Origin of the sequence: Shewanella sp. TB7-MNA-CIBAN-0143 (genome assembly GCF_040310065.1) — a bacterium.
GTDB lineage: Bacteria > Pseudomonadota > Gammaproteobacteria > Enterobacterales > Shewanellaceae > Shewanella.
In genome coordinates, this window is sequence record NZ_JBEOPL010000004.1 from 80,005 (window position 1) to 103,399 (window position 23,395).

General features: G+C 40.8%; 22 protein-coding genes. 11 read left to right on the forward strand and 11 right to left on the reverse strand.

From position 1 onward, the window contains the following. On the reverse strand, window positions 1-1,107 hold the full coding sequence (locus AAEY97_RS04575; RefSeq protein WP_162023300.1) for an energy transducer TonB: 1,107 nt from the start codon (window positions 1,105-1,107) through the stop codon (window positions 1-3). Window positions 1,108-1,332: 225 nt separating this feature from the next. On the opposite strand from AAEY97_RS04575, the gene AAEY97_RS04580 reads away from it, so the two are divergent. The 4 genes from AAEY97_RS04580 to AAEY97_RS04595 are packed head-to-tail and all read left to right on the forward strand — an operon-like array spanning window position 1,333 to window position 3,620. Beyond that, window positions 1,333-2,070, forward strand: a complete 738-nt coding sequence (locus AAEY97_RS04580; protein ID WP_192115058.1) for a DUF1538 domain-containing protein — start codon at window positions 1,333-1,335, stop codon at window positions 2,068-2,070. A gap of 24 nt (window positions 2,071-2,094) precedes the next feature. Continuing rightward, entirely contained in the window at window positions 2,095-2,868 is a 774-nt protein-coding gene (locus AAEY97_RS04585; RefSeq protein WP_350996900.1) for a DUF1538 domain-containing protein, read from the forward strand. A gap of 3 nt (window positions 2,869-2,871) precedes the next feature. Then, window positions 2,872-3,222, forward strand: coding sequence for a P-II family nitrogen regulator (locus AAEY97_RS04590; RefSeq protein ID WP_011637728.1), 351 nt, complete (start codon window positions 2,872-2,874; stop codon window positions 3,220-3,222). Next, window positions 3,219-3,620: a CBS domain-containing protein gene (locus tag AAEY97_RS04595; protein ID WP_101086943.1), complete on the forward strand. Its 402-nt coding sequence runs from the start codon at window positions 3,219-3,221 to the stop codon at window positions 3,618-3,620. The genes AAEY97_RS04590 and AAEY97_RS04595 overlap by 4 nt, the downstream gene beginning before the upstream one ends. Window positions 3,621-3,696: 76 nt before the next feature. Here the strand turns inward: AAEY97_RS04595 and AAEY97_RS04600 are convergent, their stop codons facing one another. Together AAEY97_RS04600 and AAEY97_RS04605 are read right to left on the reverse strand one after the other, a co-directional pair. Continuing rightward, window positions 3,697-5,418: a sensor domain-containing diguanylate cyclase gene (locus AAEY97_RS04600; RefSeq protein WP_350996903.1), complete on the reverse strand. Its 1,722-nt coding sequence runs from the start codon at window positions 5,416-5,418 to the stop codon at window positions 3,697-3,699. A 166-nt stretch (window positions 5,419-5,584) separates the two neighbouring features. After that, window positions 5,585-6,454 carry a LysR family transcriptional regulator gene (locus tag AAEY97_RS04605; RefSeq protein WP_101086941.1) on the reverse strand — a complete coding sequence of 290 codons (870 nt, stop codon included), beginning with the start codon at window positions 6,452-6,454 and terminating at the stop codon, window positions 5,585-5,587. A 129-nt stretch (window positions 6,455-6,583) separates the two neighbouring features. On the opposite strand from AAEY97_RS04605, the gene AAEY97_RS04610 reads away from it, so the two are divergent. Next, window positions 6,584-6,898, forward strand: coding sequence for a putative quinol monooxygenase (locus AAEY97_RS04610; RefSeq protein ID WP_350996906.1), 315 nt, complete (start codon window positions 6,584-6,586; stop codon window positions 6,896-6,898). Between the two features lie 3 nt (window positions 6,899-6,901). Then, the gene (locus AAEY97_RS04615) at window positions 6,902-7,924 is read left to right on the forward strand and encodes a Gfo/Idh/MocA family protein (RefSeq protein ID WP_350978069.1); all 1,023 of its coding nucleotides are present in this window, start codon (window positions 6,902-6,904) and stop codon (window positions 7,922-7,924) included. Here AAEY97_RS04615 and AAEY97_RS04620 read toward each other — a convergent pair. Then, window positions 7,886-8,290, reverse strand: a complete 405-nt coding sequence (locus AAEY97_RS04620; protein ID WP_335692480.1) for an NUDIX hydrolase — start codon at window positions 8,288-8,290, stop codon at window positions 7,886-7,888. The two genes, AAEY97_RS04615 and AAEY97_RS04620, sit on opposite strands and share 39 nt — an antisense overlap. A 412-nt stretch (window positions 8,291-8,702) precedes the next feature. Between AAEY97_RS04620 and AAEY97_RS04625 the strand changes: the two genes are divergently transcribed. Next, window positions 8,703-9,140: a SirB2 family protein gene (locus AAEY97_RS04625; protein WP_243756170.1), complete on the forward strand. Its 438-nt coding sequence runs from the start codon at window positions 8,703-8,705 to the stop codon at window positions 9,138-9,140. 689 nt (window positions 9,141-9,829) lie between these two features. Here the strand turns inward: AAEY97_RS04625 and AAEY97_RS04630 are convergent. The 6 genes from AAEY97_RS04630 to ppsA all read right to left on the reverse strand — a co-directional run bounded on the left by AAEY97_RS04630 (window position 9,830) and on the right by ppsA (window position 18,042). Continuing rightward, the gene (locus AAEY97_RS04630; protein WP_101086938.1) at window positions 9,830-10,315 is read right to left on the reverse strand and encodes a VOC family protein; all 486 of its coding nucleotides are present in this window, start codon (window positions 10,313-10,315) and stop codon (window positions 9,830-9,832) included. 375 nt (window positions 10,316-10,690) lie between these two features. Further along, window positions 10,691-11,302 (reverse strand): 3'-5' exonuclease, encoded by a 612-nt coding sequence (locus AAEY97_RS04635; RefSeq protein ID WP_350996909.1) that lies wholly within the window; start codon window positions 11,300-11,302, stop codon window positions 10,691-10,693. Between the two features lie 182 nt (window positions 11,303-11,484). Next, a complete protein-coding gene (locus tag AAEY97_RS04640; RefSeq protein ID WP_101086936.1) occupies window positions 11,485-11,901 on the reverse strand; it encodes a MarR family winged helix-turn-helix transcriptional regulator in 417 nt (138 codons plus the stop codon). Between the two features lie 128 nt (window positions 11,902-12,029). Next, complete coding sequence (locus tag AAEY97_RS04645; protein ID WP_350996913.1) at window positions 12,030-12,485, reverse strand: DUF1285 domain-containing protein; 456 nt, start codon at window positions 12,483-12,485, stop codon at window positions 12,030-12,032. Window positions 12,486-12,494: 9 nt separating this feature from the next. Next, window positions 12,495-15,542, reverse strand: a complete 3,048-nt coding sequence (gene ydiJ / locus AAEY97_RS04650; RefSeq protein ID WP_350997102.1) for a D-2-hydroxyglutarate dehydrogenase YdiJ — start codon at window positions 15,540-15,542, stop codon at window positions 12,495-12,497. A gap of 130 nt (window positions 15,543-15,672) precedes the next feature. Continuing rightward, window positions 15,673-18,042: a phosphoenolpyruvate synthase gene (gene ppsA, locus AAEY97_RS04655; protein ID WP_101087220.1), complete on the reverse strand. Its 2,370-nt coding sequence runs from the start codon at window positions 18,040-18,042 to the stop codon at window positions 15,673-15,675. Window positions 18,043-18,168: 126 nt separating this feature from the next. Between ppsA and ppsR the strand changes: the two genes are divergently transcribed. Both ppsR and AAEY97_RS04665 read left to right on the forward strand, forming a co-directional pair. Then, window positions 18,169-18,981: a posphoenolpyruvate synthetase regulatory kinase/phosphorylase PpsR gene (ppsR, locus tag AAEY97_RS04660; protein ID WP_101086934.1), complete on the forward strand. Its 813-nt coding sequence runs from the start codon at window positions 18,169-18,171 to the stop codon at window positions 18,979-18,981. Between the two features lie 206 nt (window positions 18,982-19,187). After that, window positions 19,188-20,252 carry a 3-deoxy-7-phosphoheptulonate synthase gene (locus AAEY97_RS04665; protein WP_350996916.1) on the forward strand — a complete coding sequence of 355 codons (1,065 nt, stop codon included), beginning with the start codon at window positions 19,188-19,190 and terminating at the stop codon, window positions 20,250-20,252. Between the two features lie 152 nt (window positions 20,253-20,404). Here the strand turns inward: AAEY97_RS04665 and AAEY97_RS04670 are convergent, their stop codons facing one another. Further along, window positions 20,405-21,628 carry an HD-GYP domain-containing protein gene (locus tag AAEY97_RS04670; protein WP_101086932.1) on the reverse strand — a complete coding sequence of 408 codons (1,224 nt, stop codon included), beginning with the start codon at window positions 21,626-21,628 and terminating at the stop codon, window positions 20,405-20,407. A 400-nt stretch (window positions 21,629-22,028) separates the two neighbouring features. Here AAEY97_RS04670 and AAEY97_RS04675 point away from each other — a divergent pair, with 400 nt between their 5' ends. Continuing rightward, window positions 22,029-22,745 carry an SIMPL domain-containing protein gene (locus AAEY97_RS04675; RefSeq protein WP_101086931.1) on the forward strand — a complete coding sequence of 239 codons (717 nt, stop codon included), beginning with the start codon at window positions 22,029-22,031 and terminating at the stop codon, window positions 22,743-22,745. Window positions 22,746-22,749: 4 nt separating this feature from the next. After that, a complete protein-coding gene (locus tag AAEY97_RS04680; protein ID WP_182743911.1) occupies window positions 22,750-23,307 on the forward strand; it encodes a SixA phosphatase family protein in 558 nt (185 codons plus the stop codon). Window positions 23,308-23,395: the final 88 nt, after the last annotated feature.

The following is a 23,395-nucleotide window of genomic DNA, read 5'->3' on the forward strand; positions in this document are numbered from 1 at the left end:
TTAACCTATGGTGAAATCAAGCTGAACGGTAGATTTTGCTTCTGTTGGCTTACCATCAACAAATTTAGGCGCATAACGCCATTGACTAAGCGCTTCTATCGATTCTTTTTCAAACTGGGTGCCACCTTTAGAGTCAATGATCTCAGGTGATTTAACAAAACCATTTTCATCAACTGTAAACTCAACTTGCACCCAACCAGATTTTCTTCTTTGGGCATATGATTGCGGGTATTTTGGTGGTTTTCTAAATAACGGGGTTTGTTCTTGTTGGTCATTCCATGGCGTCATTTTACCAATCGCAATACAATGCTCAGTGGCTTTATCTCCTAGGCCTTTTTGCTCATACAGTTTCACTAACAAGGCATGCGCACGAAGTTCATAAGGATGACTATAAGGTAATGCCTGATATTGTTTGATAACTTCAACTAAATTTGTAATTGCTTGACTTGGCTTACCCATGGAATCATATAACGCAGCAACGAGGTAAGTAGCATCAACTCGTTTAATGGCATCTTCTGGTAACTTACTGGTATAAATATCGTAAGCGTCAAACGCCAAAGTTCTCACTGTGCGGGTATAATACTCGGTATGCGATAAGCGATGAAACGTAATGAGTTTTACTTCGGCAACCGTTAACTCATTGTCAGCTTTTTCTGCAATCTCTATTGCTTCAAATAATAACGTTTTCGCGTATTTATCATCTGTTGTCGATTCAGCTAACCCAATCAAAGGATCGATTAACTCGATACCATTATCGGTCACGTTTTCACGGTATACAGCTAATGCAGAAGTAAATAATTGATGCGCTTTAAGCGTCGCTTCATCTTCAATAACACGGCCTTGATTCTTTTTCTTAGGTTCAACCATTACCGCATTTGCATAATTAATGGCTAACTTAGCGCTATCAAAGCTGTCTTGACCGAATTTAATTTGACCTAACTCATAGGCTTGCTGCGCATATTTCAGCGTATCTTGGTTGTTGTGGTTTTCAACAGAAACATTGTATTGCTGGTAAGCGTGTGAAAAAGCTTCTGTATTTGCTGGTTCAGCATAAGCAAATTGGCTCATAAAAGCCGCTGCTATCGATAAGCGTAAAAGTGTCTTCATAACGTTCTAAATCCTTTTTGATTTTATCCTTAACCTTTTCTCGCACTTCGCAAAATACTGGTCGAGTAATATTTTAATAAACAGCCCTCCACTTTTACCCATTTTTATGACCTACGTCAACTTACTGTAAATAATTGTAAACAATATGTTGTGAAATATTGTTCCATAGGCACACTAATTTAGTTGCTGGCTATTTATGTCAGCGAAACCATTACAGGAGCCAAGATGTCAGCCATCATCAAATTGCTCCAAGCGATGTTAAGCAGCTTCAAAGACCTTATTCCTATTATTTTAGTGGTCAGTTTTTTTGAAATATTTGTGCTTCATCAAGCGCCTGCACAACTTGGATCTATTCTTGTGGGTGTGGTGTTTATTGTATTGGGACTGACCTTTTTTGTATTTGGTTTGGAAATGGGTTTATTTCCGATTGGCGAATCACTGGCTGAAGCATTAGCACGAAAAGGCAGTGTATTTTGGTTAGTTATTTTCTCATTCTCGTTAGGTTTTGGCACCACATTAGCAGAACCTGCTCTTACGGCTGTTGCAAACGAAGCAGCGCAGGTTGCCGCGAATGCTGGTGCGATAGAGTCAAACCAACAAGCCATGAGTTCTTATGCGATGGGCTTACGATTAACCGTCGCTGTCTCGGTTGGTCTGGCCATTTTACTTGGGGTCATTCGTATTCTTAAGGGATGGCCAATCCATTACCTCATTATTGGCGGTTACGTGTTGGTGATGATCCTCACCAGCTTTGCACCAGCCAACATTATTGGTATCGCTTATGATTCTGGTGGCGTCACCACATCGACCATTACTGTGCCTTTAGTCACTGCACTAGGGGTCGGCCTGGCAAGCGTCATTAAAGGTCGTAATCCAATGGTAGATGGCTTTGGATTAATTGCTTTTGCCAGTCTTAGTCCAATGATTTTTGTATTGCTATACGGCATGGTGTTTTTGCAGTGATCGCTATCGCCAATAAAATGAGGAGTGGTTTTGCTAAATGAACTGATTAGCACTTTATTACTGACTGCTCGTGATGTCATACCTATTGCGATAATTCTATTTGGCTTTCAGCTGGGCGTGCTTAAACGCCCAATAAACCAATGGCGTAAAGTATTGCTTGGATTTTTTTATGTGATTATCGGCCTCACCTTCTTTCTCGTGGGCTTACAATTGGCGCTATTCCCTATCGGTGAGAGCATGGCCAATCAATTGACCACCAGCGAGTTTTTACACCCTGATGGTGGCAATGAGCCGTATATTTGGCAAGACTACTTTTGGGTTTATGTGTTTGCCGCCGCAATCGGTTTTAGCACCACCATCGCAGAACCGTCATTAATCGCAGTGGCCATCAAAGCCAACCAAGTCTCTGGTGGCACCATTGGCATTCAAGGTCTGCGAATGTCAGTGGCATTTGGCGTGGCGATTGGGATTACGTTAGGCTGTTTTCGTATTGTGGTTGGTGATCCCATTCACTATTACATTATGGCCGGCTATGTTGTGGTGGTCATTCAAACCTTTTATGCCCCCAAAATGATTGTCCCTTTAGCTTATGACTCTGGTGGCGTAACCACCTCAACGGTAACGGTTCCATTAGTCGCGGCATTAGGACTTGGACTGGCCACCAATGTTGAAGGCCGTAATCCATTAATTGATGGCTTTGGCTTGATTGCCTTTGCCAGTTTATTTCCGATGATCACTGTAATGGGGTACGCCCAAGCGGTTGACTATTTATCCAAACGAAAAGCCACTAAGGAGTAACCTATGCGCTTTAAATTAATTGTCGCCTTTGTCGACGATGACTGTACCGATAAGGTACTTGATGCAGCGCGTGTTGCAGGTGCAACGGGTGCCACGGTAATTAATCATGCTCGCGGTGAAGGCTTAGAAAAAAAGAAAACCTTTATGGGGCTTACCTTAGATGTTCAGCGTGATGTGATTTTATGGTTGGTAGAAGAACACATGAGCCGCAACATTCTCGAAACCATTTCAAATGTAGGTGAATTTGACACTAATTCAGGCAAAGGTATTGCGATACAAATTGATGTTGAGGATGCCGTTGGTGTGGCCCATCAGGTTCAAAAGTTGAGTAAAGACATTGAGGATCAAATATGAGTAGCACAACCCCTATACGTAACCGCGACGTCATGAATAACCAGTACGTCATGGTTGATGGTATGCACACAGTGGCCGAAGCGATCCAAGAAGCCATTAGCAATAACGTGAATATATTAGTGGTAAATAAACGCAATGAGCATGACGAATTCGGCATGGTACTCATGAGCGATATCGCCCGCAAAGTGTTAGCCAAAGACAAGTCACCAGAGCGTACCAACATTTACGAAATCATGATAAAGCCAGTGCTCTCATTGTCTGCTGATATGGACGTACGCTACACGGCTCGACTTTTTGAACGTTTTAATATCAATAAAGCGCCGGTGATTGAAGCGGGTGAGATTTTAGGTTTTGTCACTTATGACAATATTGTACTTAAGGGGATGATTAAAAAATAATATCAATATACTACAGCGGGGCATTTTAGCATGATGAAGCGGAACAGACTTCATGATCAGTGAGCCTAACCGCAACCTAACTGATTGGCTGACTTTGCCCTACAACTCGATCTATGCTTGTTAAATTTTCCGGTATTTCACAGACAATATTACGTCCACTATTTTTAGCTCTGTATAATGCTATATCGGCAATTTTGGTGAGGTCTTCTAATTTTGTCATTTGATTATTACACTCTGCAACACCAAAGCTTGCGGTTATTGATAACGAACAGCCATCATGTAACACAACCATTTTTTCAATTTTTTTACGAATAAAATTAGCCAGTTGAATAGCCGCTAATTTGTCGGTATTAGGTAAAAAAATAATAAACTCTTCTCCACCCCAACGCGCTAACACGTCACTATTTCTAATATGTTGCTTTAGTGTATCAGCAATACTTTTAAGGGTGGCATCACCTACAGCATGACCATAATCATCGTTTATTGTTTTAAACCAATCGATATCTAACAGGATCATTGAAAATGTTTTTTGTTCTCTCATGCCAAGATCCCACAGAGGACTGGCATTGACAATAAAAGCACGACGATTATATAACCCGGTTAAATGATCTACTTGCGCGATGACTTCGGCTGTAATCCGCGCTTTATCAACTTGTTTTAAATTAAACGCTAACGCCAAGGCTAAAATAAACATTTCAATCAGCATGCCTACTTCAATACTGTGAAATAACATCGTGTTATACGGAATAGCACCCCAAGTTGTTGCGGCAGAAAGGGCTGCACCACCCGCACCTAAAAATACCGCAGGGATAAAAAATTTGACCATTGCATGGCCATTTCTTAAGGCTAAAAAACCTAAGCTAATAAAAATAACGACTAATAATGAAGTCAATGCCACACCAACATTAACGGCGAGTAATTGATCTGCGTATATAAACAGCGACACAACTAACAACACCAGACAGGCGTATATCGTTTTATTAAAACGATATACGTTAGGTAAATAGACTTTTAATTTAAGGAACTCAAAGCAAAACGCGATACCGAAAATGATGTAACAATATAAAAAAAGTATCATTGCCCAGCGCTGCACAAACAAATTTTCTGGCCAGATAACTTTAAAACCATGGCCCGTGTAAGCGATATTTAAACTTAAAAATGACAATAAATACAAAGAATAATATATATAGCTACTGTCTTTTAAGCTTACAGAAAGCACAATGTTATAAACGAATAAGATAAAAAAAGCGCCGTATAAAAAACCATAAAAATAATTCGTCACTTCTAAATTACTTTGAATGATTTCTTCGGTCGTTAAATACAGTGGGATCAACAAAGGGTCTTTTGACTCAAACCGCATTAACACCTGAGTTATACCGGGTTTAAATACATGCGGTTGAGCTACCATTCGAGTTTGATTTGTTCGCAGGCTAAAGGGGATGGCGTCACCCGTAAATGCTTTTTCTATTACCTGACTCTGTCGAATAAAATAGAAATCTGCGTGATCTAACCAAGCAGAGTCGAGATAAAAAAACTTTTTTAGTGGTTTTCTTGTTGAATTATTAATCAACGCAGACACCCAAAGTACATCATGAGTAAAACCAAAACTGACTTTTCCGTCAATATTTGGAGCAAACTGTCCTTGCTGGTATTGGATAAACGCATTCTCAAACGAAACATCATCACTCGCAACCTGCAGAATACTGACGTGTTCGTTAATGAATAACTCTTCAACAACATCTGATAATTCAATAGGTTTACTTGTAACGTGAAAACTATAAAAGAATAAAAAGATCATTAAGAAGCGAATAGTAAATACTCAATCGAATTGTTTGATATTAGATTAGCCTCTGATGTACTTTTTGTCTAACAAACAGGCAACATCAAACATATTTTTGTTCGATCTTATAAACAATATTAATACGATTAATAATGCCATTAAAGCAGCCATTAGATACCAACCGTTAGGCTAATTGCTCCACAATAAAATCAATTAATGCTCTGGTTTTAAGCGGCAGGTTTTTGTCTTTATACAGTAAGTGAATTGGCATGGCTTCTGGCGGGATTAAACAATCAATATTCACCAGTAAGCCCGCAGCTATCGCCTCACTCACGACAATAGTCGGTTGTAAAATAACCCCTAAGCCATCAATGGCTGCCCGGGTGAGTACCACACCGCTGTTTGATAATAATCTGAAATGACGTTTACCAAAAATTTGTTGATGTGCAATAGACAATGACCCATTGGTAGAATAGCTGAAGCCCAGACACTGATGGTGGCGTAAATCGTCACGCGATTGTATTACTGGATGTTGTGCTAAGTACTGCGATGACGCACAAAATTGCATTTCATAATTCATAATATGGCGTCCAATTAACGCCGAATCATCCAACGCACCTATTCTCACCACTAAATCCACATTATTGTGAATAGGATCGATGAGATGATTATCAAGGCGTAATTCCACATCAATTTGAGGATATTGCAGTAAAAATTGATTCACTATCGGTGCTAACACGGTATTACCAAAGCTGACAGGCGCATTAATTCTAATACTACCTCGCGGCGTGCCTGTCATCGTCTGTAAGGTATTTTCAGCTTCTGTAATAGACGCTAAAATCGTTTTGCATTCTTGATAATACACTAACCCAGACTCAGTGAGTTCTTGCTGGCGGGTGGTACGGTTAATCAGCTTAATTCCAAGGTAGGCCTCTAACTGATTAATGTGTTTACTGACCATAGTCCGGCTGATATTAAATTTATGCGCAGCTGTGCCATAGTTGCCCTGCTCAGCCACATGACTAAACACCTGCATCGCGGTTAATTTATCCACTGAATATCCCTAATCCTGCATCAAACCAGTGTTAATTATAAACCTATGGTGTTTTCTGTAAACACCATCAAACCATTTTGCCTTGCGCCGAACTGGTTTACGATGACCCATTATTATTAAGGGGTCGATATGGATAACAAACTGGATCAACAAGGCGTGTCCATCACCGCCGAAATTCACATTAAAGACCAAGTGCCATTAGCACAGGGAATCGCAGCTGTCCGTCAATTTTGTGTGGATATGAATAGCGAACCAGGCTGTTCGCTTGCAATGGCGCTGCAAAATAAAACCAACCCTAAACAGTTTGTTTTTTGGGAACGTTATGATGACCAAGCTGCGTTTGATGCCCACTTTGCAGCCGATCATACCCAAGCATTTATCAAATCGGCATTAACCGATCTACAGCAAGCGTTTGACTATCAACTATTAACCACTGAGGGATAATGAATGTCTGGATCAATTAAGTGGGCAATATTAGGCACCAGTTTTATCTCTGGTGTAATGGCCGATGCGATTAAAGCACAAGGTCAAAGTACAATTTATGGCGTTGCAGGGCGCAACACCACAACATTGGCAGAGTTTGCGAATCAGTATCAAATTCCACATCAATTTACTGATTTTGATGCGTTAATCAACAACCCTGAAGTCGATGTTATATACATTGCCCTGCCAAATCACTTACATCATGAATACGTGGTAAAAGCTGCTGATGCTGGCAAAGCGATTTTATGTGAAAAATCACTGTCCGTAGATATGCCAAAAACCATCGAAAGTCTTGCGGCAGTAGCTCAAAACAAGGTGTTTTTCCTTGAAGGCTTAATGTATTTAGCTCACCCATTTATGCAACAGCTAAGCAAAACGCTAGCAAGTGGTGTAATAGGTGAAGTTAAAAGTATCCGCGGCCAATATTGCGCTGCCATTAGCCAGTTTGTTAACCCTGCCAGCCTTGGGGCATTATTTAACCTAGGTTGTTACCCTGCATCATTAATGCAGCTAGTGATGCAGCAACAATTTGGCACCGAGCTGAGCCAGCAATACCACATAGAAGCGACCGGAAGACGTGGTCAAGACGGTAATATTTGCGAATCGACTGCCATCGTCAGTTACAGCAATGGCGTGCAATGTCATCTTCACACCGCTGAAGACTATGGTCTGCACGCAGGCTTTACTATCTTGGGCAGCTTAGGATGTATTGAGTTCACCTCAAACCCTTGGTTACCAGAATCTCAGGGTAATCATTTTACCGTTAGGTTATATGAACAAGATGTTGAAGTAGTAGACGTTGAAGCCAAAGGCAATGGTTTTTACTATCAAGTAGAAGCAGTGCTTAACGCATTAGACACTAAGCAATACACAGTACCAAGACCCTTAGTACAGCTCAGTGACTCTGTGGATGTCATGCAAATGCTAACCACATGGCATAACGCCGCGTTAGAAAGCTGCGCTGCGAACCACACCACTGAACGATAAACACTCGTTCACCCGCTGTTGCTGAATCGTCGATAATTCAGCAACAGCAACGTAAGCATATTCGCTGTGTTCATCACTAAGCTGTATTTGCGCGCATTGCGGTAACTGACAACGAAAGATAAACGCTTGCGACTGATATGCACTGTGAAAATACACTCCAGACAGATATTGCACATCAACCTCACAACCCAACTCCTCTAAACATTCTCGCTGTAATGCCTGATGAATCGTTTCATTAGGGTCAAGTCCACCACCCGGCAAGCCCCAATGTTTGTCAGCATAATTGGCTTTTAACAACAGCACTTGCCCATCGTCATTGGTGATAACAGCGTGGGAACTGAGTCTAAATAAATCATTAAATGCCATGATGATTTTCCATTTTAAATTAGTTGTGATTGCGATGATGATTACTACACTCAAACAATCGCATTAGACTTTTATCTATCGTTCAGAATACGACATCAAATCAACTCTACTCTACTCAATAAGTAATTGAGAACATAGTAATATAGATAAAAACAACTAACATTTATGAAAGAAATTCTATTCTAAACATACACATATTCGATACTCATGGTATGTTGATTAGGACAAGTCAACCTGATTAATCTTAAGTTCAGTATTTTGCGTAATCATATGGCATTAATTTTAATTAAAAAGGTAAAGATGCTTAAAAAGTCGCTACCTTACTAACGCTTGTTTGTTACAAGGTTTGCTTTAAATTAGAGGCGGTATAAGTCTTAAATGAAAATTACTTTTAGGAAACAACAATATGTACATGATAGTTAAGCACACTCATCTAACAATAATTGCGATTACGTTTATATTTTTTATGATTAACTTTGTGTTAACGATGAAAGGGTCTGACAAGGTCAATCATAAATTACTAAAAATCGGGCCGCATGTTTTATATACTCTCTTTATCTGCACCTTTATTTATCTGGTTGTAGCAAATCCACTTAACCTGTACCCCTTTGTGAATGGTTGGGCTTCATCTAAATTAGGTGGTTTCGTACTGTATGTGCTCTCTATTACTTTTGCACTTAAGTGGGCCAAGTCAACACCGTGGCGTATTGTCGGCTTACTGAGCACAATCTTTTGGTTAGCAATGACTGCACGACTTGGTTTTGCCGACCATCTTAAATCAAAAGGAATTGAAGAAGGTGCTAATGTTTTTTATGACTTAGGCCAGTCTATGCTAACTGCTATTTGCTAAGCTGTTTTGATTAAAGTGGTTAATTAATTTTAGCCACTATTAATAAGACAAATGCTTATGCGCTCGGTGTTTATTCATTAGGCCGATTTAAGATGTTTATAATAATTAGTCACTTGTTTTAGGCATGAGTGTGTCACGTCTACGCAAGTATTTAGGACAACTGTGGGCTTCCTCTTAGTCTGGTGTGGGTGAAGCGCCACGGCGATAGTGATAGCAGGCCATAGTCCAAACACGTTTAGGGACATAAATGTGTCAGCCATCAAACTCAGAATTGCACATAAACGAGTTAGTTTGCTTGACTTAGAAATGGACAAATTCAACTGTGAATTTAAGGACGTTGAAGACTCTTTACAATAGAATGCATGAGCCGGACAGGCCTTTCTCGCACATCTGACCTATATGGATATTGGAAATGTCGTTATGATATCGGAAACATCATTGACCCTGTGCTTCAAGGCATCCTGCGTATCAGAGTCAGGCTAGCTTTCGTTGGCCATGTTAGTTTTCGGTTTATATGCGATGAGAAGCTAAGCATTACCTTAATTAAGCTTTACCACTTGTTTGATGGGTTAATGTGAACGGAGTTTCTAATCCTGAAATACTCCAATGTAGCCTAGAAAATTTACCGCCAGACATAAAAAAGCTACCTTTTGGTAACTTTTTCATGTTGCGCAGAGAAGCTTAAAAAATTACTCGTAATCAGTAGAATAAGTTTCTTCATAGGTGTGCGAGTAAAGTTCAAACAAGTTACCAAACGGATCTTCTAAGTACACCATTTGGGTTAGATTGTTGTCGTCTTCTGGGTGGTAGCGCATGATATCCATACGAGCTTTACCGCCATATTGCACAGTACGTGCAATTGCCCCCTCAAAATCATCTGTTTGCAAACAAAAGTGGAAGATACCAAGACGGGTGAAATCAACTTCATGACGTTCTTGACGATCTTTCATTTCAAACATCTCAACACCAATACCGTCAGTCGTGACTAAATGTGCAATGTTAAAGCCTTTGAAGCCTTCACCAAATACTGCCACACACATTCTGCCAATAGCAGTTTCACGTTCTTCTTGAACCTTAGTGTTACCCATTACCACTCTTAGACCCAGCGCTTTAGTATAAAACTCAACCGCTTTATCCATGTCGCCAACCATCAAACCTACGTGATTCATTTTCATAACTTACCCCTAAAAACTATTGATTGATTCGTCATTTGTTTCGATGGAGTAATCTTACAGTGAACTAATAATAAATAAAAATTATCAAATATTATCAAATTAATAACTAAAATTTATGACAATTGATTGGTCAAAAAAGTAAGTTTTATCAAGTAATGGCTTAGCCAGAGTTAATATGACAGATTCAGCACAGCAAAGAAGCTTGAAAGCAATCAAGTAGAAATCAAATAGCAGGTTTTATAAATGAGTAGGTAAGCGCAGAGCCAAAGCGGACAGTTTATAAGCACCTAACTCATCGCGATCAGCTATATTCACTTGGCCAAATAACTGTATATTGTCTATTGATTGGTGAGAGGCTCACATGCTTTAGGGAGATTAATGGCTCTGTCTTTCTATTTCTAGTTCAATTTCTAGTTCTATTTCTAGTTCTATTAATAGTGCGGTATGTGCATCATTTGCTGCGTATTTTTTTTGATGATCGTGTAGAGGAAATATTGACCAATTTGATTGTTGTGCGCTCTTTGAGAGCCGTTGATTAAAAAATATCGCAACCGCAACTCTAGCGCCAACGCGTTGTTTAATTTGCGTAAAACGCATCACTTTTGAAGATAGTTCTTCTGTATTGACTAATTTAATTCCAAATTTTCTAAAAAGAATTTTTTTATCTTCTTTCAACCCAAAACCTACCTTCCTAATTGTTGGGTCAGATAATATTTCTGCGATTGCAGTAACGTTTTCATAAAATTTAGTAGGAAATAAGAATACTTTAGATTTTGTGGCTAGCTGAATTAGATGAGGTCCATCACTGACCTCACCTTTTATAAAACAAGGTTTACTCTCTGTGTCAAACCCTAAACAAGAGTGTGTTCTTAACTCCGCTATTGCACTTATCGAGTCTGCTTTGTTTGTGACAACGATTATATTATCTAGACTAATACCATTATAAATGGGTAAATCACGAATTTGTTCCTTTGTTGGCCTTTCCATTGGATCCTTATTTTCCAGAGAGTCAGTATTCATTGTGCTATTTACAAGGCATAAATCGCTTCTTGGATTTGCCCGATGCCACATCCAAATTATTAGGTAACGGTTTACTTAACCTGCTTACTTTACACGACAAATTGCATGATCTTAGGCCATAAAGAGCGCTAGTCACCGTTAAAAAATTATTAACTAAACTGATTCACTTTATTCAACAGCCGCATAAACTCATCTTGCTCGTCATCAGCTAATGCCGCTAAAAAACGTTGATTGACCCACTCAGCTTCATGAATTAAATCTTGTTGAAGCGCTTTACCGTTGTCGGTTAAAAATATTTGGAATGCGCGGCGGTTATCCGCTTCTTGATGACGGGTGATAAATCCCTGGACTTGCAGATGGTCCAGCAGACGAGTCATGGTGTAATTAGCCACATCACAACGTTTAGATAACTCAGTTTGGCTTAAACCTTCTTCTTGCCATAAGGTAAATAATACCGGCCAAAGTTTACTGTCTAAGTCGTAGCGCTTTAAGCGCGTATCAATTTCTTGCTGCAAGGCAATATTAAGATGAGAAATCAGGTAACTTAAACTTTCAAAGCGTTTCAAATGATACCTCCTACATCGTCAGTGAGATAAATTGACTGTGTTAAGACAAATACTAATGCCTACACTGCAGTTCAACCACACTTGAACAGATTTTAGATTACCATCTCTATACGTTAAGAAAAGCTCTTTTAGTCAAAAGATAAGTATTCATTGATATAACGATAATAACAGGCTCGGTTTAATTGCCCCACCAAGCCTCTGATTAATGGCGCGTATATGCCATCGCCTGTGACGATAACATCCACGATATTAATCGCGGGAAGTTGCGTACCTATGCTAGTGGTAAATATCAATTGACTATCATTTACCTGAACTTCCGTTGATGCAGCTTGATGATAGTCCACCAGCAGGAATGGATAGGCTTCAACGGTGACTTTGACTTTTTCGACCGGGGTGATTAATAAATACTCATTGTCGATACAGTGCAAAATACTACTGAACAAAGCCGCAAACTTTGCAGGCAACGGACTATTGAGGTAAAGCCAATCGCCATTCGCTTGAATATGAAACAGCGCTTCATCACTGCAAAGTGCCACACCTTGAGGGTGAGTATACGAACCTAATGCTGCTGTTTCATCTGTCATTATGCTTACCTATCCGAGTAATTTAAGTAGCGCTTCTATAGGGTGTTGCGGTTTAAAACCAGCAAAGCGTTTAACTTGGCTACGACATGAATAACCAGATACTAATACTTGGCTATGCTCAGCAATTTTTTCAATGCTTGGTTGCCAAGACATTTCAAATAACTGCTCTGAGCGTTCAAGGTTTTCCAGTTCATGGCCATAGGTGCCCGCCATACCACAACAACCTAAATTAACGCTGCTTAGTTTGGCACCAAAGTGGCTAAATATCGCTTTCCATTCATTAGCCGTATTAGGTTTGGCTGTCGATTCAGTACAATGACTAAACCAGGTGAATTGCGGTGCATCTGTTGCTAAAGCAGATGCTTCACTTCGGTTTACTACTACATCGGTTAACCACTCATTGGCCAATAGCACCTCAAATGGCCCACGACGCTGACCTAAGACCTCTTTGTATTCGTCGCGATAACATAACACTAATGCAGGATCTAACCCCACCATCGGCATGCCAAGGGCATGTACGCGGTTTAAGAAATCGGCACTGTTTTGCGCTGTTTTAGCAAATTTGTCTAAAAAGCCTTTAATATGAGTCGGTTTGCCATTGGGCTTGAATGGCAGTAATACGGGTTTAAAGCCTAACTTTTCGATTAATTGAATAAACCGATAAACCAAACCTGCATCGTAAAAACTGTTAAATGGATCTTGCACTACTAATACATGTTTACTGCGCTGCGCTTGCGGAATTGCGCACAAGGCTTCTAAATCGTAACCACGGCTAGCATGACCATCTAAACGCTGTTTTAGTGTCGGCACGGATAACTTAGGCGCATCTACATAACCAATGGCTTTTTTAATCACCCACTTGCTCAGCGGATTTTGCGAGGCCAAATTAGTCAATTTAGGCATCGCGGCCATCAGTGGTAAGGAATCTTCGATACCTGCAACTAAATAATCTTTGGCTGGACGTAAATAGCGTTTGTAGTAAATATTAAAGAACTGGGCTCTAAACTTAGGCACATCGACTTTAACCGGGCACTGACCCGAACAGGCTTTACAGGCTAAACAGCCTTTAAGTGATTCCATGACTTCGTGCGAATAATCATAGTCACGCTGGTTATTGAGGGTATTTTGAGTACGCTGCATCCACCCTAGTGGTTTAGATTTTGCTAACGCGTCAACATCAACACCTTCGGCTTCAAGTAAACGTAACCATTCGCGCATTAATCCAGCACGGCCTTTAGGTGATTGCACTCTATCGCCAGTGACTTTAAATGACGGACACATAGGTGAATAACTGCTGTAATTAAAACATAAGCCATTACCGTTACAGTTCATCACATCTGGAAAAGCATCACGTACTTTAACGGGGATTTGTCTGTCGAAACTGCCGCGTTTTGCGCTGTCGACGTTAAACATTAATGGGCCAGATTTAGGAGGCGCCACTAATTTACCTGGATTAAGGCGATTATCAGGATCAAACAAGCCTTTGATTTGCTCAAGCACAGCATAAAGCTCATCACCAAATACCGCAGGGCCATATTCACCACGGACACCTTTACCGTGTTCGCCCCACATTAAACCGCCATACTTAAGCGTTAAGGCGGCAACTTGATCAGATATCACTTTCAGCAATTGCTCGTCGGCAACATCACACATATCTAATGCTGGTCGCACGTGCAGTACACCTGCATCCACATGACCAAACATACCGTATTGTAAATTATGGCTATCGAGCAGTGCACGAAACTCCATAATATAGTCGGCTAAGTTTTCAGGTGGTACGGCGGTATCTTCGGCAAACGCTAATGGTTTACGACTGCCTTTTGTTGCACCCAATAAGCCAACGGCCTTTTTGCGCATGGCATAGATACTGTCAATATCCGTTCTGTCGGTAATAACTTGAAAACCCACTAAACCAAATTGTTGTTGGCTGAGCTGCCCACTGAGCATCTCTTCTAGCAAAGCGACTTTCTGTTTCACATCGTCATCTTCGCCAGCAAACTCGACCATATTAAGACCTTCAATGGTCTTATTAGGTACCGCTTTAATTTGCTCGGCAACTGAATGCCAAATAATGTCTTCGCGGGCAAGGTTTAGTACTTTTGAGTCAACCGTTTCGACTACCGTTGCTTTAGCTTGTACCAATGATGGGGCATGACGCAACGCAGATTCAAATGAATCATATTTGATGTTGACCATCATGCGGGTTTTCGGCAATGGGGTCAGGTTTAGCTTGGTTTCGGTGATCACCGCAAGCGTACCTTCTGAGCCCGTTAAAATACGCGATAAATCAAACTGGCTTAAATCATCGTTCCACACATGCTTTAAATCATAGCCCGTTAGAAAACGATTCAATTTTGGAAAACGTTCAATGATGGTGTCACGCTTTACAAGGCACACTTCTGCGACTTGACTGGCAATGCGATTTCCTAGTTGGTTGTCACCAAAAGGTTGCTCAGCCAGTTTATCTTGGTCGATTGGTGTGGTGGTTAATACGCTGCCATCAATCAGTACACTGGTTATGCCTAACACGTGATCGGAGGTTTTACCGTAAACTAATGAACCTGCACCTGATGCATCGGTATTGACCATACCACCAACAGTTGCACGGTTTGACGTTGATAAGTCGGGACTGAAAAAGAATCCATGTGGACGTAAGGCGTCATTTAACGCATCTTTCACTACACCGGCTTGTACCCTCGCCCAACCTTCCTCGGCATTAATTTCTAGCACTTGGTTTAAGTGGCGTGACACATCTAAAATTAATCCGTGGGTAAGCGATTGGCCATTTGTTCCCGTTCCGCCGCCACGCGCACTAAAGGTCACTTGTTTATATTGTGGTTGTGCCGCTAACGATAACACCAGCTCGACATCTTGTTGATGTAGAGGATATATCACCGCTTGGGGCAAAAATTGATACACCGAATTATCGGTTGCCTGAATAAGCCGCGCACTGTAACGCTTGTCTATTTCACCTTCAAACTCGCTTTGTTCAAGCGCGTCAAGATACTCAAGATAGATAGGTTCTAATGTTTGTTTATGTGATAGCAAAGGTAACATAGAGGACTTATTATTTATTGGCATATTGTAGCCATTATAAACAAAAAAAAGCCGCTAAAAAGCGGCTTTTATTACAACTTGATAAAAATACAGGTTGGAGAATAAATAAACCTGTAATTTTTACTCTTATTTAGCCATGTGCTTCGGCTAAATATAACCAAGTGTCAATGACCGTATCAGGATTAAGTGATACAGAATCAATACCTTGTTCAACTAACCATGCAGCAAAGTCGGAATGATCTGATGGGCCTTGGCCACAAATCCCCACATAAGCACCTTTTGCTTTAGCCGCTTTAATGGCCATTGAAAGCAATGCTTTTACTGCATCATTACGCTCGTCAAACAAGTGACTGATGATTCCTGAGTCACGATCAAGCCCTAATGTTAACTGAGTTAAGTCATTTGAGCCGATAGAGAAACCATCAAAATGCTCAAGGAACTGGTCAGCTAGCAAGGCATTTGAAGGTAGTTCACACATCATGATAACGCGTAAGCCATCTTTACCGCGCTCTAAGCCTTGCTCTTTCAGTAACTCAATGACTTGAGATGCTTCATTGACGGTACGAACAAATGGAATCATCACTTCAACGTTGGTTAAGCCCATTTGGTTACGAACACGTTTAATCGCTTCACATTCAAGCGCGAAACAATCGCGGAATGATTCAGAAATATAACGGCTAGCACCACGGAAGCCCAACATTGGGTTTTCTTCATCTGGCTCGTAACGGTCACCACCTACTAAGTTTGCGTACTCGTTCGACTTAAAGTCAGACATACGTACGATAACTTTCTTCGGATAGAAAGCCGATGCAATAGTGGCAATACCTTCAACTAAACGCGCAACATAAAACTCAACAGGCGAGTCATAACCCGCGATCATTTCGTTGATTTCATTTTGCAGTTCAGCAGTCTGACCGTTGAAATCTAGCAAAGCTTTAGGGTGAATACCAATCATGCGGTTAATGATGAACTCTAAACGCGCTAAACCGACACCTTCGTTAGGCAAACGTGCAAAATCAAATGCACGATCTGGGTTACCCACGTTCATCATAATTTTCATTGGCAAAGGAGGTAATGTATCAACACGGTTAGTGATGATTTCAAAATCTTGCTTACCTGAATAAATTAAACCGGTGTCACCTTCTGCACAAGATACTGTGACGATGTCGCCCGTTTTGATACGGTCGGTAACATCACCACAACCTACTACAGCGGGTACACCTAATTCACGTGCAATGATTGCAGCATGGCAAGTACGACCACCACGGTTGGTCACAATCGCACTAGCACGTTTCATGATAGGTTCCCAATCTGGGTCTGTCATGTCGGTCACTAACACGTCACCTGGTTCAATTTGGTCCATTTGATCAATCGAGGTTAATACCTTCGCGATACCGGTACCAATTTTATGACCAATTGCACGACCTTCACAGATCACGTCACCCTTCGTTTTTAAGTGATAACGTTCAATTAACTGGACATCTTCACGACTACGAACCGTTTCTGGACGAGCTTGAACAATATACAACTTACCGTCGTTACCGTCTTTTGCCCATTCAATGTCCATCGCACGGCCATAATGCTTTTCAATAACCATTGCTTGCTTAGCAAGCTCCATGACTTCGTCATCGTTAATAGAGAAAATACGACGCTGTTCAGCAGAAACATCTTCAATTTTAACTTGCTTGCCATGGCCAGCATCATCAGAGTAAACCATCTGAATCAACTTACTGCCGATATTTCGGCGCACAACAGCTTTATGCCCTTGCGCTAAAATCGGTTTGTGCACATAGAATTCGTCTGGGTTAACCGCGCCTTGTACAACCATTTCACCTAAACCAAAAGATGAAGTGATAAAGACAACGTCATTGTTTCCTGACTCAGTGTCCATGGTAAACATCACACCAGAAGCGGCTTTGTCTGAACGTACCATACGTTGTACGCCAGCAGATAAAGCCACACCTTGATGTTCGTAACCTTGATGAACACGATAAGAAATTGCACGGTCGTTAAAGAGCGAGGCATAAACATGCTTAATTGCTAGCATGACCGCATCAAAACCTTTAACGTTTAGGAATGTTTCTTGTTGGCCTGCAAAAGAGGCATCTGGCATGTCTTCAGCGGTAGCTGATGAACGCACTGCAAATGACGCTTCTTGAGTTTCGCTTGACAACTGCTCGTAAGCTTCACGAATAGCGTCTTCTAATGCCGGCTGGAATGGGGTTTCAATAACCCACTGTCTGATCTGCGCACCTACTTTTGCCAGTTTATTGACATCATCAACATCCAATGTCGCCAGAATGTCAAAAATCTTCTGGTTAACTCCACTTTGTTCAAGGAACTCATTGAACGCATGCGAGGTCGTTGCAAAACCGCCAGGAACTTGAACCCCTGCATTAGCCAGATTGCTGATCATCTCTCCAAGGGATGCATTTTTACCGCCAACCTTGTTTACATCGCCCATGCCTAATTCTTGATACCAGAGTACGTATTGCTGCACAGTTTTATCTCCGCAAGTTTTTATTTCAGTGGCCACTTCACACGAGGGCAAGAGCATCTTACACTCCCATACAACAAGCGTAAATCTATAATTTTATTTGTAATTTTATTACTACAAGAGGTCAGAATGACACCAAAAGTATTCTATATTTCAGATGGGACCGCGATCACAGCAGAGGTTTTTGGACATGCCGTACTTTCGCAATTTCCTATAGAATTTGAAGCACTTACGATTCCATTCGTTGAAACAATTCAGCGAGCTCAAAAAGTTAAGCAACAAATAAATGATTGTTTTATTACAACAGGCGAAAGGCCGCTTGTGTTCCACTCAATCATTAATCCTGAGATCCGCAATGTGATTTTTTCGAGTGAATGTGTCGATTATGACTTTTTGAACACCTTTGTTGCGCCACTAGAACAACACTTAGGGGTACAAGCTAAGCCTTTATTACACCGAACTCATGGTAAAAGTAACCATGGTTATGAAACCCGTATCGATGCGATTAACTACACCATGGAGAATGATGACGGCCAAACCATGAAACACATGGATAAAGCTGACATTATTTTATTAGGCGTGTCTCGTTGCGGTAAAACGCCATCAAGCTTATATCTGTCAATGCAGTTTGGTATAAAGGCTGCAAACTACCCGTTTACTGAAGATGACATGGATAACCTCAAGTTACCTGAAGCATTGAAACGCAACAAATCAAAGCTCTTTGGCTTAACCATCGATCCTCATCGTTTGCATGAGATACGTCAAAGCCGCATGGAAAATAGCCGCTACTCTTCATTAAGACAATGTCGACTTGAAGTGAAAGAAGTCGAAATGCTGTATAAAAAAGAACGAATTCCCTTTGTAAATACCACCAACCATTCGGTTGAAGAAATTGCCACCAAAATTCTTGATATCACCGGTTTAGAACGTCATATGTTCTAATTTATAAACAATCATTTTTTGCATGAAATAGAATGAAAAACCACCAAAAGACGAACTTAACCCAGGTTGATTCGTCTTTACCTTTTACGGCAATCTGTTTTTTAACCGTTAGAATCCGAGGCTAAGCCTCGCATCTTGAACTTCTTTGGGTATATAATCCCGTTCAATATGATGCAGATGCATCTCACGATTTCTCGGTAATATGCATGACAATTAAAACAGATGAACTCAGAACAACCTTATTAAGCAAAGTTATTTCTCCTGCTCAGTTGGCTTCAGAATATCCATTAACGCAAAATGCTGCAGACTACTTGGTTGCGCAACGTCGTGAAGTAGAAGCAATTATTGCCGGAGAAGATCAGCGCTTACTGGTCATCATTGGCCCTTGCTCAATCCATGACACTAAAGCAGCACTCGAATATGCAGAGCGTTTGTCGGCCTTACATCACGAACTAAAAGATGACTTGTGCATTTTAATGCGGGTGTACTTTGAAAAACCTCGTACGATTGTGGGTTGGAAAGGCTTAATTTCAGATCCAGATTTGGACGGCAGCTTTAGCCCGAATAAAGGCTTGCGAATGGCGCGTCAGTTATTACAACAAATCACTGAACTCAAGTTACCTATCGCCACCGAGTTTTTAGACATGGTGAACGGCCAGTACATCGCAGACCTTATTACCTGGGGTGCTATTGGTGCACGTACTACTGAAAGCCAAATTCACCGCGAAATGGCTTCTGCATTGTCTTGCCCTGTTGGCTTTAAAAATGGTACTGACGGTAACATCAATATCGCTGTTGATGCGGTACGTGCCGCACAGGCGCCGCATATTTTTTACTCTCCAGATAAAGATGGCGCTATGGCGGTTTACCGTACCCACGGCAACCCATTTGGACATATTATTTTACGTGGTGGTAAAACCCCAAATTATTCAGCTGAAGATATTGAAATTGCACGCGCACAGCTTGAACAAGTGGGCGTAACTCAACGTATGGTGGTTGATTTTAGCCATGGTAACAGTGAGAAACAGCATAAAAATCAGTTAAATGTTGCCGATAGTATTATGGCGCAACTGCGCAGTGGTAGTACCGCAATTGCTGGTATTATGGCAGAAAGCTTTATGATTGAAGGCAACCAGAAAGTGGTTAAAGACGAACCATTAGTGTATGGCCAAAGTATTACCGATGCATGTTTGCATTGGGCTGATTCTGAAAAACTTTTACGTGATTTAGCTCAAGCTTCAAAAGAACGTAAAGCCTTGCTAGCACAGTAAGAGCCTCGCTATGGGTTAATGGCTGGCAAAAACAAAGCCAACTAAAATCCTGTTTATATATCGGCTCTATTATTACCGTAACTGTATAATATTGTTTAACAATGCCAGTCCCCAGGACTGGCATTGTTGTTTATACGTCTCTATCAATAACGTTAATCCTCTTCGAGTAAAGATGCTTTTGACAACACAGAAAATTGTTCACTAATGACCATAAAGCTATCGACCAATTTAGGGTCAAAGTGTTTGCCTTTTCCTTCAAGAATCAACGCCATCGCTTCTTCATGACTAAAAGGCCTTTTGTAACATCGTGGTGAGGTTAATGCATCGTACACATCGACTAAGGCTACAATTCTGGCTGACAACGGGATAGATTCGCCTGCTAACCCATTAGGATAACCACTGCCATCCCACTTTTCATGATGGGCGCCGGCAATGTCACGTCCCATTCGTATAAATGTACACTGAGGGGCATACGCTAATAAACTGTTAAGCACTTTTTCTCCAATCACTGGATGAGCCTTAATCTGCTCAAATTCTTCTACCGATAAGCGCCCTGGTTTTAACAAAATATGATCGGCGATACCCACTTTGCCAATATCATGCAAAATGGCTGAGAGGCTAATTTCTTGAATAAAAGCGTCAGTTAACTCTTCTGGAACATGTTCATCGGTTAATCTTTGTTTTGCCAGCATATTGGCATACTGCTGCATTCTAATCAGATGCGCACCGGTTTCATTATCACGATACTCTGCCAACTTAGCTAAGCCCATAACCGTTGCCGTACGAGAGGCTAAAGTGGACTCTAATGAGTGAGTTAATTTACCCAATAAATAAGAGGTCGACTGAGTCACTATTGCATTAGTGACGAGAAAGTTAATCACCACTACATACCAAATTAAGGTTGAAAATCCGTTTATATCAGGCCATACAACAAGCTCATAATGATAAGCGATACCGATTAATAATAACGATATACCATTAGCCACCTGAGCCCATACCGCCATTTTTTCGCCAAGAAGAATACTGCTCAAAGGAGGGAAAACGAATAACCAGAAAAAACCTGCCCCAGAAGGGCCAATAGCGAGTAAAAAACCGATGCCGATACCAAATGCAAGATAACACCCTATGGTAAATTTTTGTGTATCGCTAATTCGTGGATAAAACAAAATGAATAATAATACCCCGTAAGCCACAGTATCAAATAGTGCCATGCCCCAAAGGTTTTGAACAATACACAGATATACGCTGGTGATGTAAATCGGGATACATAACAAAGCCAACACACTAAACAGTCGCGTGAAAATGATCCGACGCCATATTGGTAAGCCATCATCAAAACCATGTTGAATAAGCGGTGCTGTTAACCGAGATGACATATTAATTCCTTTTAAAACGATGTAAATCTAACACCATTACATTCCATTAATCGCGCAAACAGACTTATTTAGATGACCGAGTCGTATAAATGTCAGATCGATTTAAATAACAACATGAGCCAGTCATACGCCAACCTAAGTATTGTTGCTAGACAAGCATTAAGTAAAACTAGGATTAAAATTAATCCATAAAACCAATATTCAACTCATATTCGATTATGATTGTCATTAATTTGGGTGCTTACCATTGCCAATAATCCATAATATTAGCGAAAATATTGACGTTTCATGACGTTCCATGACGGTGTGATGCGACAATTAACACGCTATAACAAAAAGTAACGTTAGCCACAAAGCCAACGCTACTCCATCACTCCCCACCTATAATAAGGATGTTGTTATGCAAAGTTCGTCTCGTAGTGCTGCTATTTTCGGAATATTAATTGCACTGGGCTTAGGCGCATTAGGCGTATTACTCAAACAAGCCATTGTTGAGTACAAGTTACTCGACCGCAGCGTCACGGTAAAAGGCCTGGCAGAAAATGAATATCCTGCCGACATCGTCATTTGGCCGATACAATTCACCGCAGCCAATAATAATCTCGATGAACTCTACAAACAGCTTGAAACACAAAACAACCAAGTGGTTAACTTTTTAGCCGAACAAAATATCGATCCCAAACAGATCACTCTCGCCGCGCCCACTATTACCGATAAATTGGCGCAACAGTATGGTGGAAATCAACCAGTAGAATTGCGCTATACGGCGTCGCAAACCATTACGGTATATTCTAATGACATAGATAAAGTTCGCGGGGCTATGCCTCAATTAACTGAGCTAGGTAAAATGGGAATTGTTTTCTCACAAAATAACTATGATGCCCAAGTCGAATATATTTTCAGCCGCTTAAATGACGTTAAACCGAAAATGATCGAAGAGTCGACCACTAATGCACGTTCAGTTGCTGAAAAATTTGCTACCGATTCACAAAGCCGATTAGGTAAGATAAAAAAAGCGACTCAAGGACAATTCAGCATTAACAATAGAGATAAAAACACGCCATATATTAAACAGGTACGGGTCGTATCTACCATCGAATATTATTTAGCGGATTAACACCATGAAACAATCAATCATTAGAGCCGTTTTCGGCTGTATGAGTTTAATCAGCGTATCACTAATGGCACAGACGCCAATCGTTGCTCCGATTGCGCTTAACAATACCGCCGTAAATAGCGATAACAATACTAAGAGCAATCAAGTTATTTTTATTGTCAGACATGCAGAAAAATTTGCTGGAAAAGACCCTAGTTTATCTGCACAAGGACAATTACGAGCCCTGCGTTTAGCTAAAGTACTGTCCAGTACGCATTTAGATAAAGTGTACACAACGGATTATAATCGCACCCGTGAAACGGCCACCGCCGTAACGCAAGATCAGCAAGTGGATTTAAGTGTTTATGACCCACGTGATATGGCGGCATTTACCCAACATCTATTAACTCAACAGGGTAATATTTTAGTGGTCGGACACAGTAATACTTCAACAGATTTAGTTGAAGGTCTCGGGGCAGAAAAACAAATACCCATTGCAGATGCAAGTGAGTTTGATCGCTTATACATAGTGACCCTCAATGCGAACAAGCAAATGGTTTCTACTGTGTTGTTACGCTATTAGCGGGTCATTGAAAGTGAGTAAATGATAGCTGGTAAATGATTGTTAGTGAGTGATGGTTTTTAGCAAAAGACATAGCAGACAAATAGGA

What these genes read in the sequence shown, in the direction of transcription:
- AAEY97_RS04575 (WP_162023300.1), bottom strand. Translation starts at nt 1,107, where the DNA reads ATGAAGACACTTTTACGCTTATCGATAGCAGCGGCTTTTATGAGCCAA.
- AAEY97_RS04580 (WP_192115058.1), top strand. Translation starts at nt 1,333, where the DNA reads ATGTCAGCCATCATCAAATTGCTCCAAGCGATGTTAAGCAGCTTCAAA.
- AAEY97_RS04590 (WP_011637728.1), top strand. Translation starts at nt 2,872, where the DNA reads ATGCGCTTTAAATTAATTGTCGCCTTTGTCGACGATGACTGTACCGAT.
- AAEY97_RS04595 (WP_101086943.1), top strand. Translation starts at nt 3,219, where the DNA reads ATGAGTAGCACAACCCCTATACGTAACCGCGACGTCATGAATAACCAG.
- AAEY97_RS04600 (WP_350996903.1), bottom strand. Translation starts at nt 5,418, where the DNA reads ATGATCTTTTTATTCTTTTATAGTTTTCACGTTACAAGTAAACCTATT.
- AAEY97_RS04610 (WP_350996906.1), top strand. Translation starts at nt 6,584, where the DNA reads ATGGATAACAAACTGGATCAACAAGGCGTGTCCATCACCGCCGAAATT.
- AAEY97_RS04615 (WP_350978069.1), top strand. Translation starts at nt 6,902, where the DNA reads ATGTCTGGATCAATTAAGTGGGCAATATTAGGCACCAGTTTTATCTCT.
- AAEY97_RS04620 (WP_335692480.1), bottom strand. Translation starts at nt 8,290, where the DNA reads ATGGCATTTAATGATTTATTTAGACTCAGTTCCCACGCTGTTATCACC.
- AAEY97_RS04625 (WP_243756170.1), top strand. Translation starts at nt 8,703, where the DNA reads ATGATAGTTAAGCACACTCATCTAACAATAATTGCGATTACGTTTATA.
- AAEY97_RS04630 (WP_101086938.1), bottom strand. Translation starts at nt 10,315, where the DNA reads ATGAAAATGAATCACGTAGGTTTGATGGTTGGCGACATGGATAAAGCG.
- AAEY97_RS04635 (WP_350996909.1), bottom strand. Translation starts at nt 11,302, where the DNA reads ATGGAAAGGCCAACAAAGGAACAAATTCGTGATTTACCCATTTATAAT.
- AAEY97_RS04645 (WP_350996913.1), bottom strand. Translation starts at nt 12,485, where the DNA reads ATGACAGATGAAACAGCAGCATTAGGTTCGTATACTCACCCTCAAGGT.
- ydiJ (WP_350997102.1), bottom strand. Translation starts at nt 15,542, where the DNA reads ATGTTACCTTTGCTATCACATAAACAAACATTAGAACCTATCTATCTT.
- ppsR (WP_101086934.1), top strand. Translation starts at nt 18,169, where the DNA reads ATGACACCAAAAGTATTCTATATTTCAGATGGGACCGCGATCACAGCA.
- AAEY97_RS04665 (WP_350996916.1), top strand. Translation starts at nt 19,188, where the DNA reads ATGACAATTAAAACAGATGAACTCAGAACAACCTTATTAAGCAAAGTT.
- AAEY97_RS04670 (WP_101086932.1), bottom strand. Translation starts at nt 21,628, where the DNA reads ATGTCATCTCGGTTAACAGCACCGCTTATTCAACATGGTTTTGATGAT.
- AAEY97_RS04675 (WP_101086931.1), top strand. Translation starts at nt 22,029, where the DNA reads ATGCAAAGTTCGTCTCGTAGTGCTGCTATTTTCGGAATATTAATTGCA.
- AAEY97_RS04680 (WP_182743911.1), top strand. Translation starts at nt 22,750, where the DNA reads ATGAAACAATCAATCATTAGAGCCGTTTTCGGCTGTATGAGTTTAATC.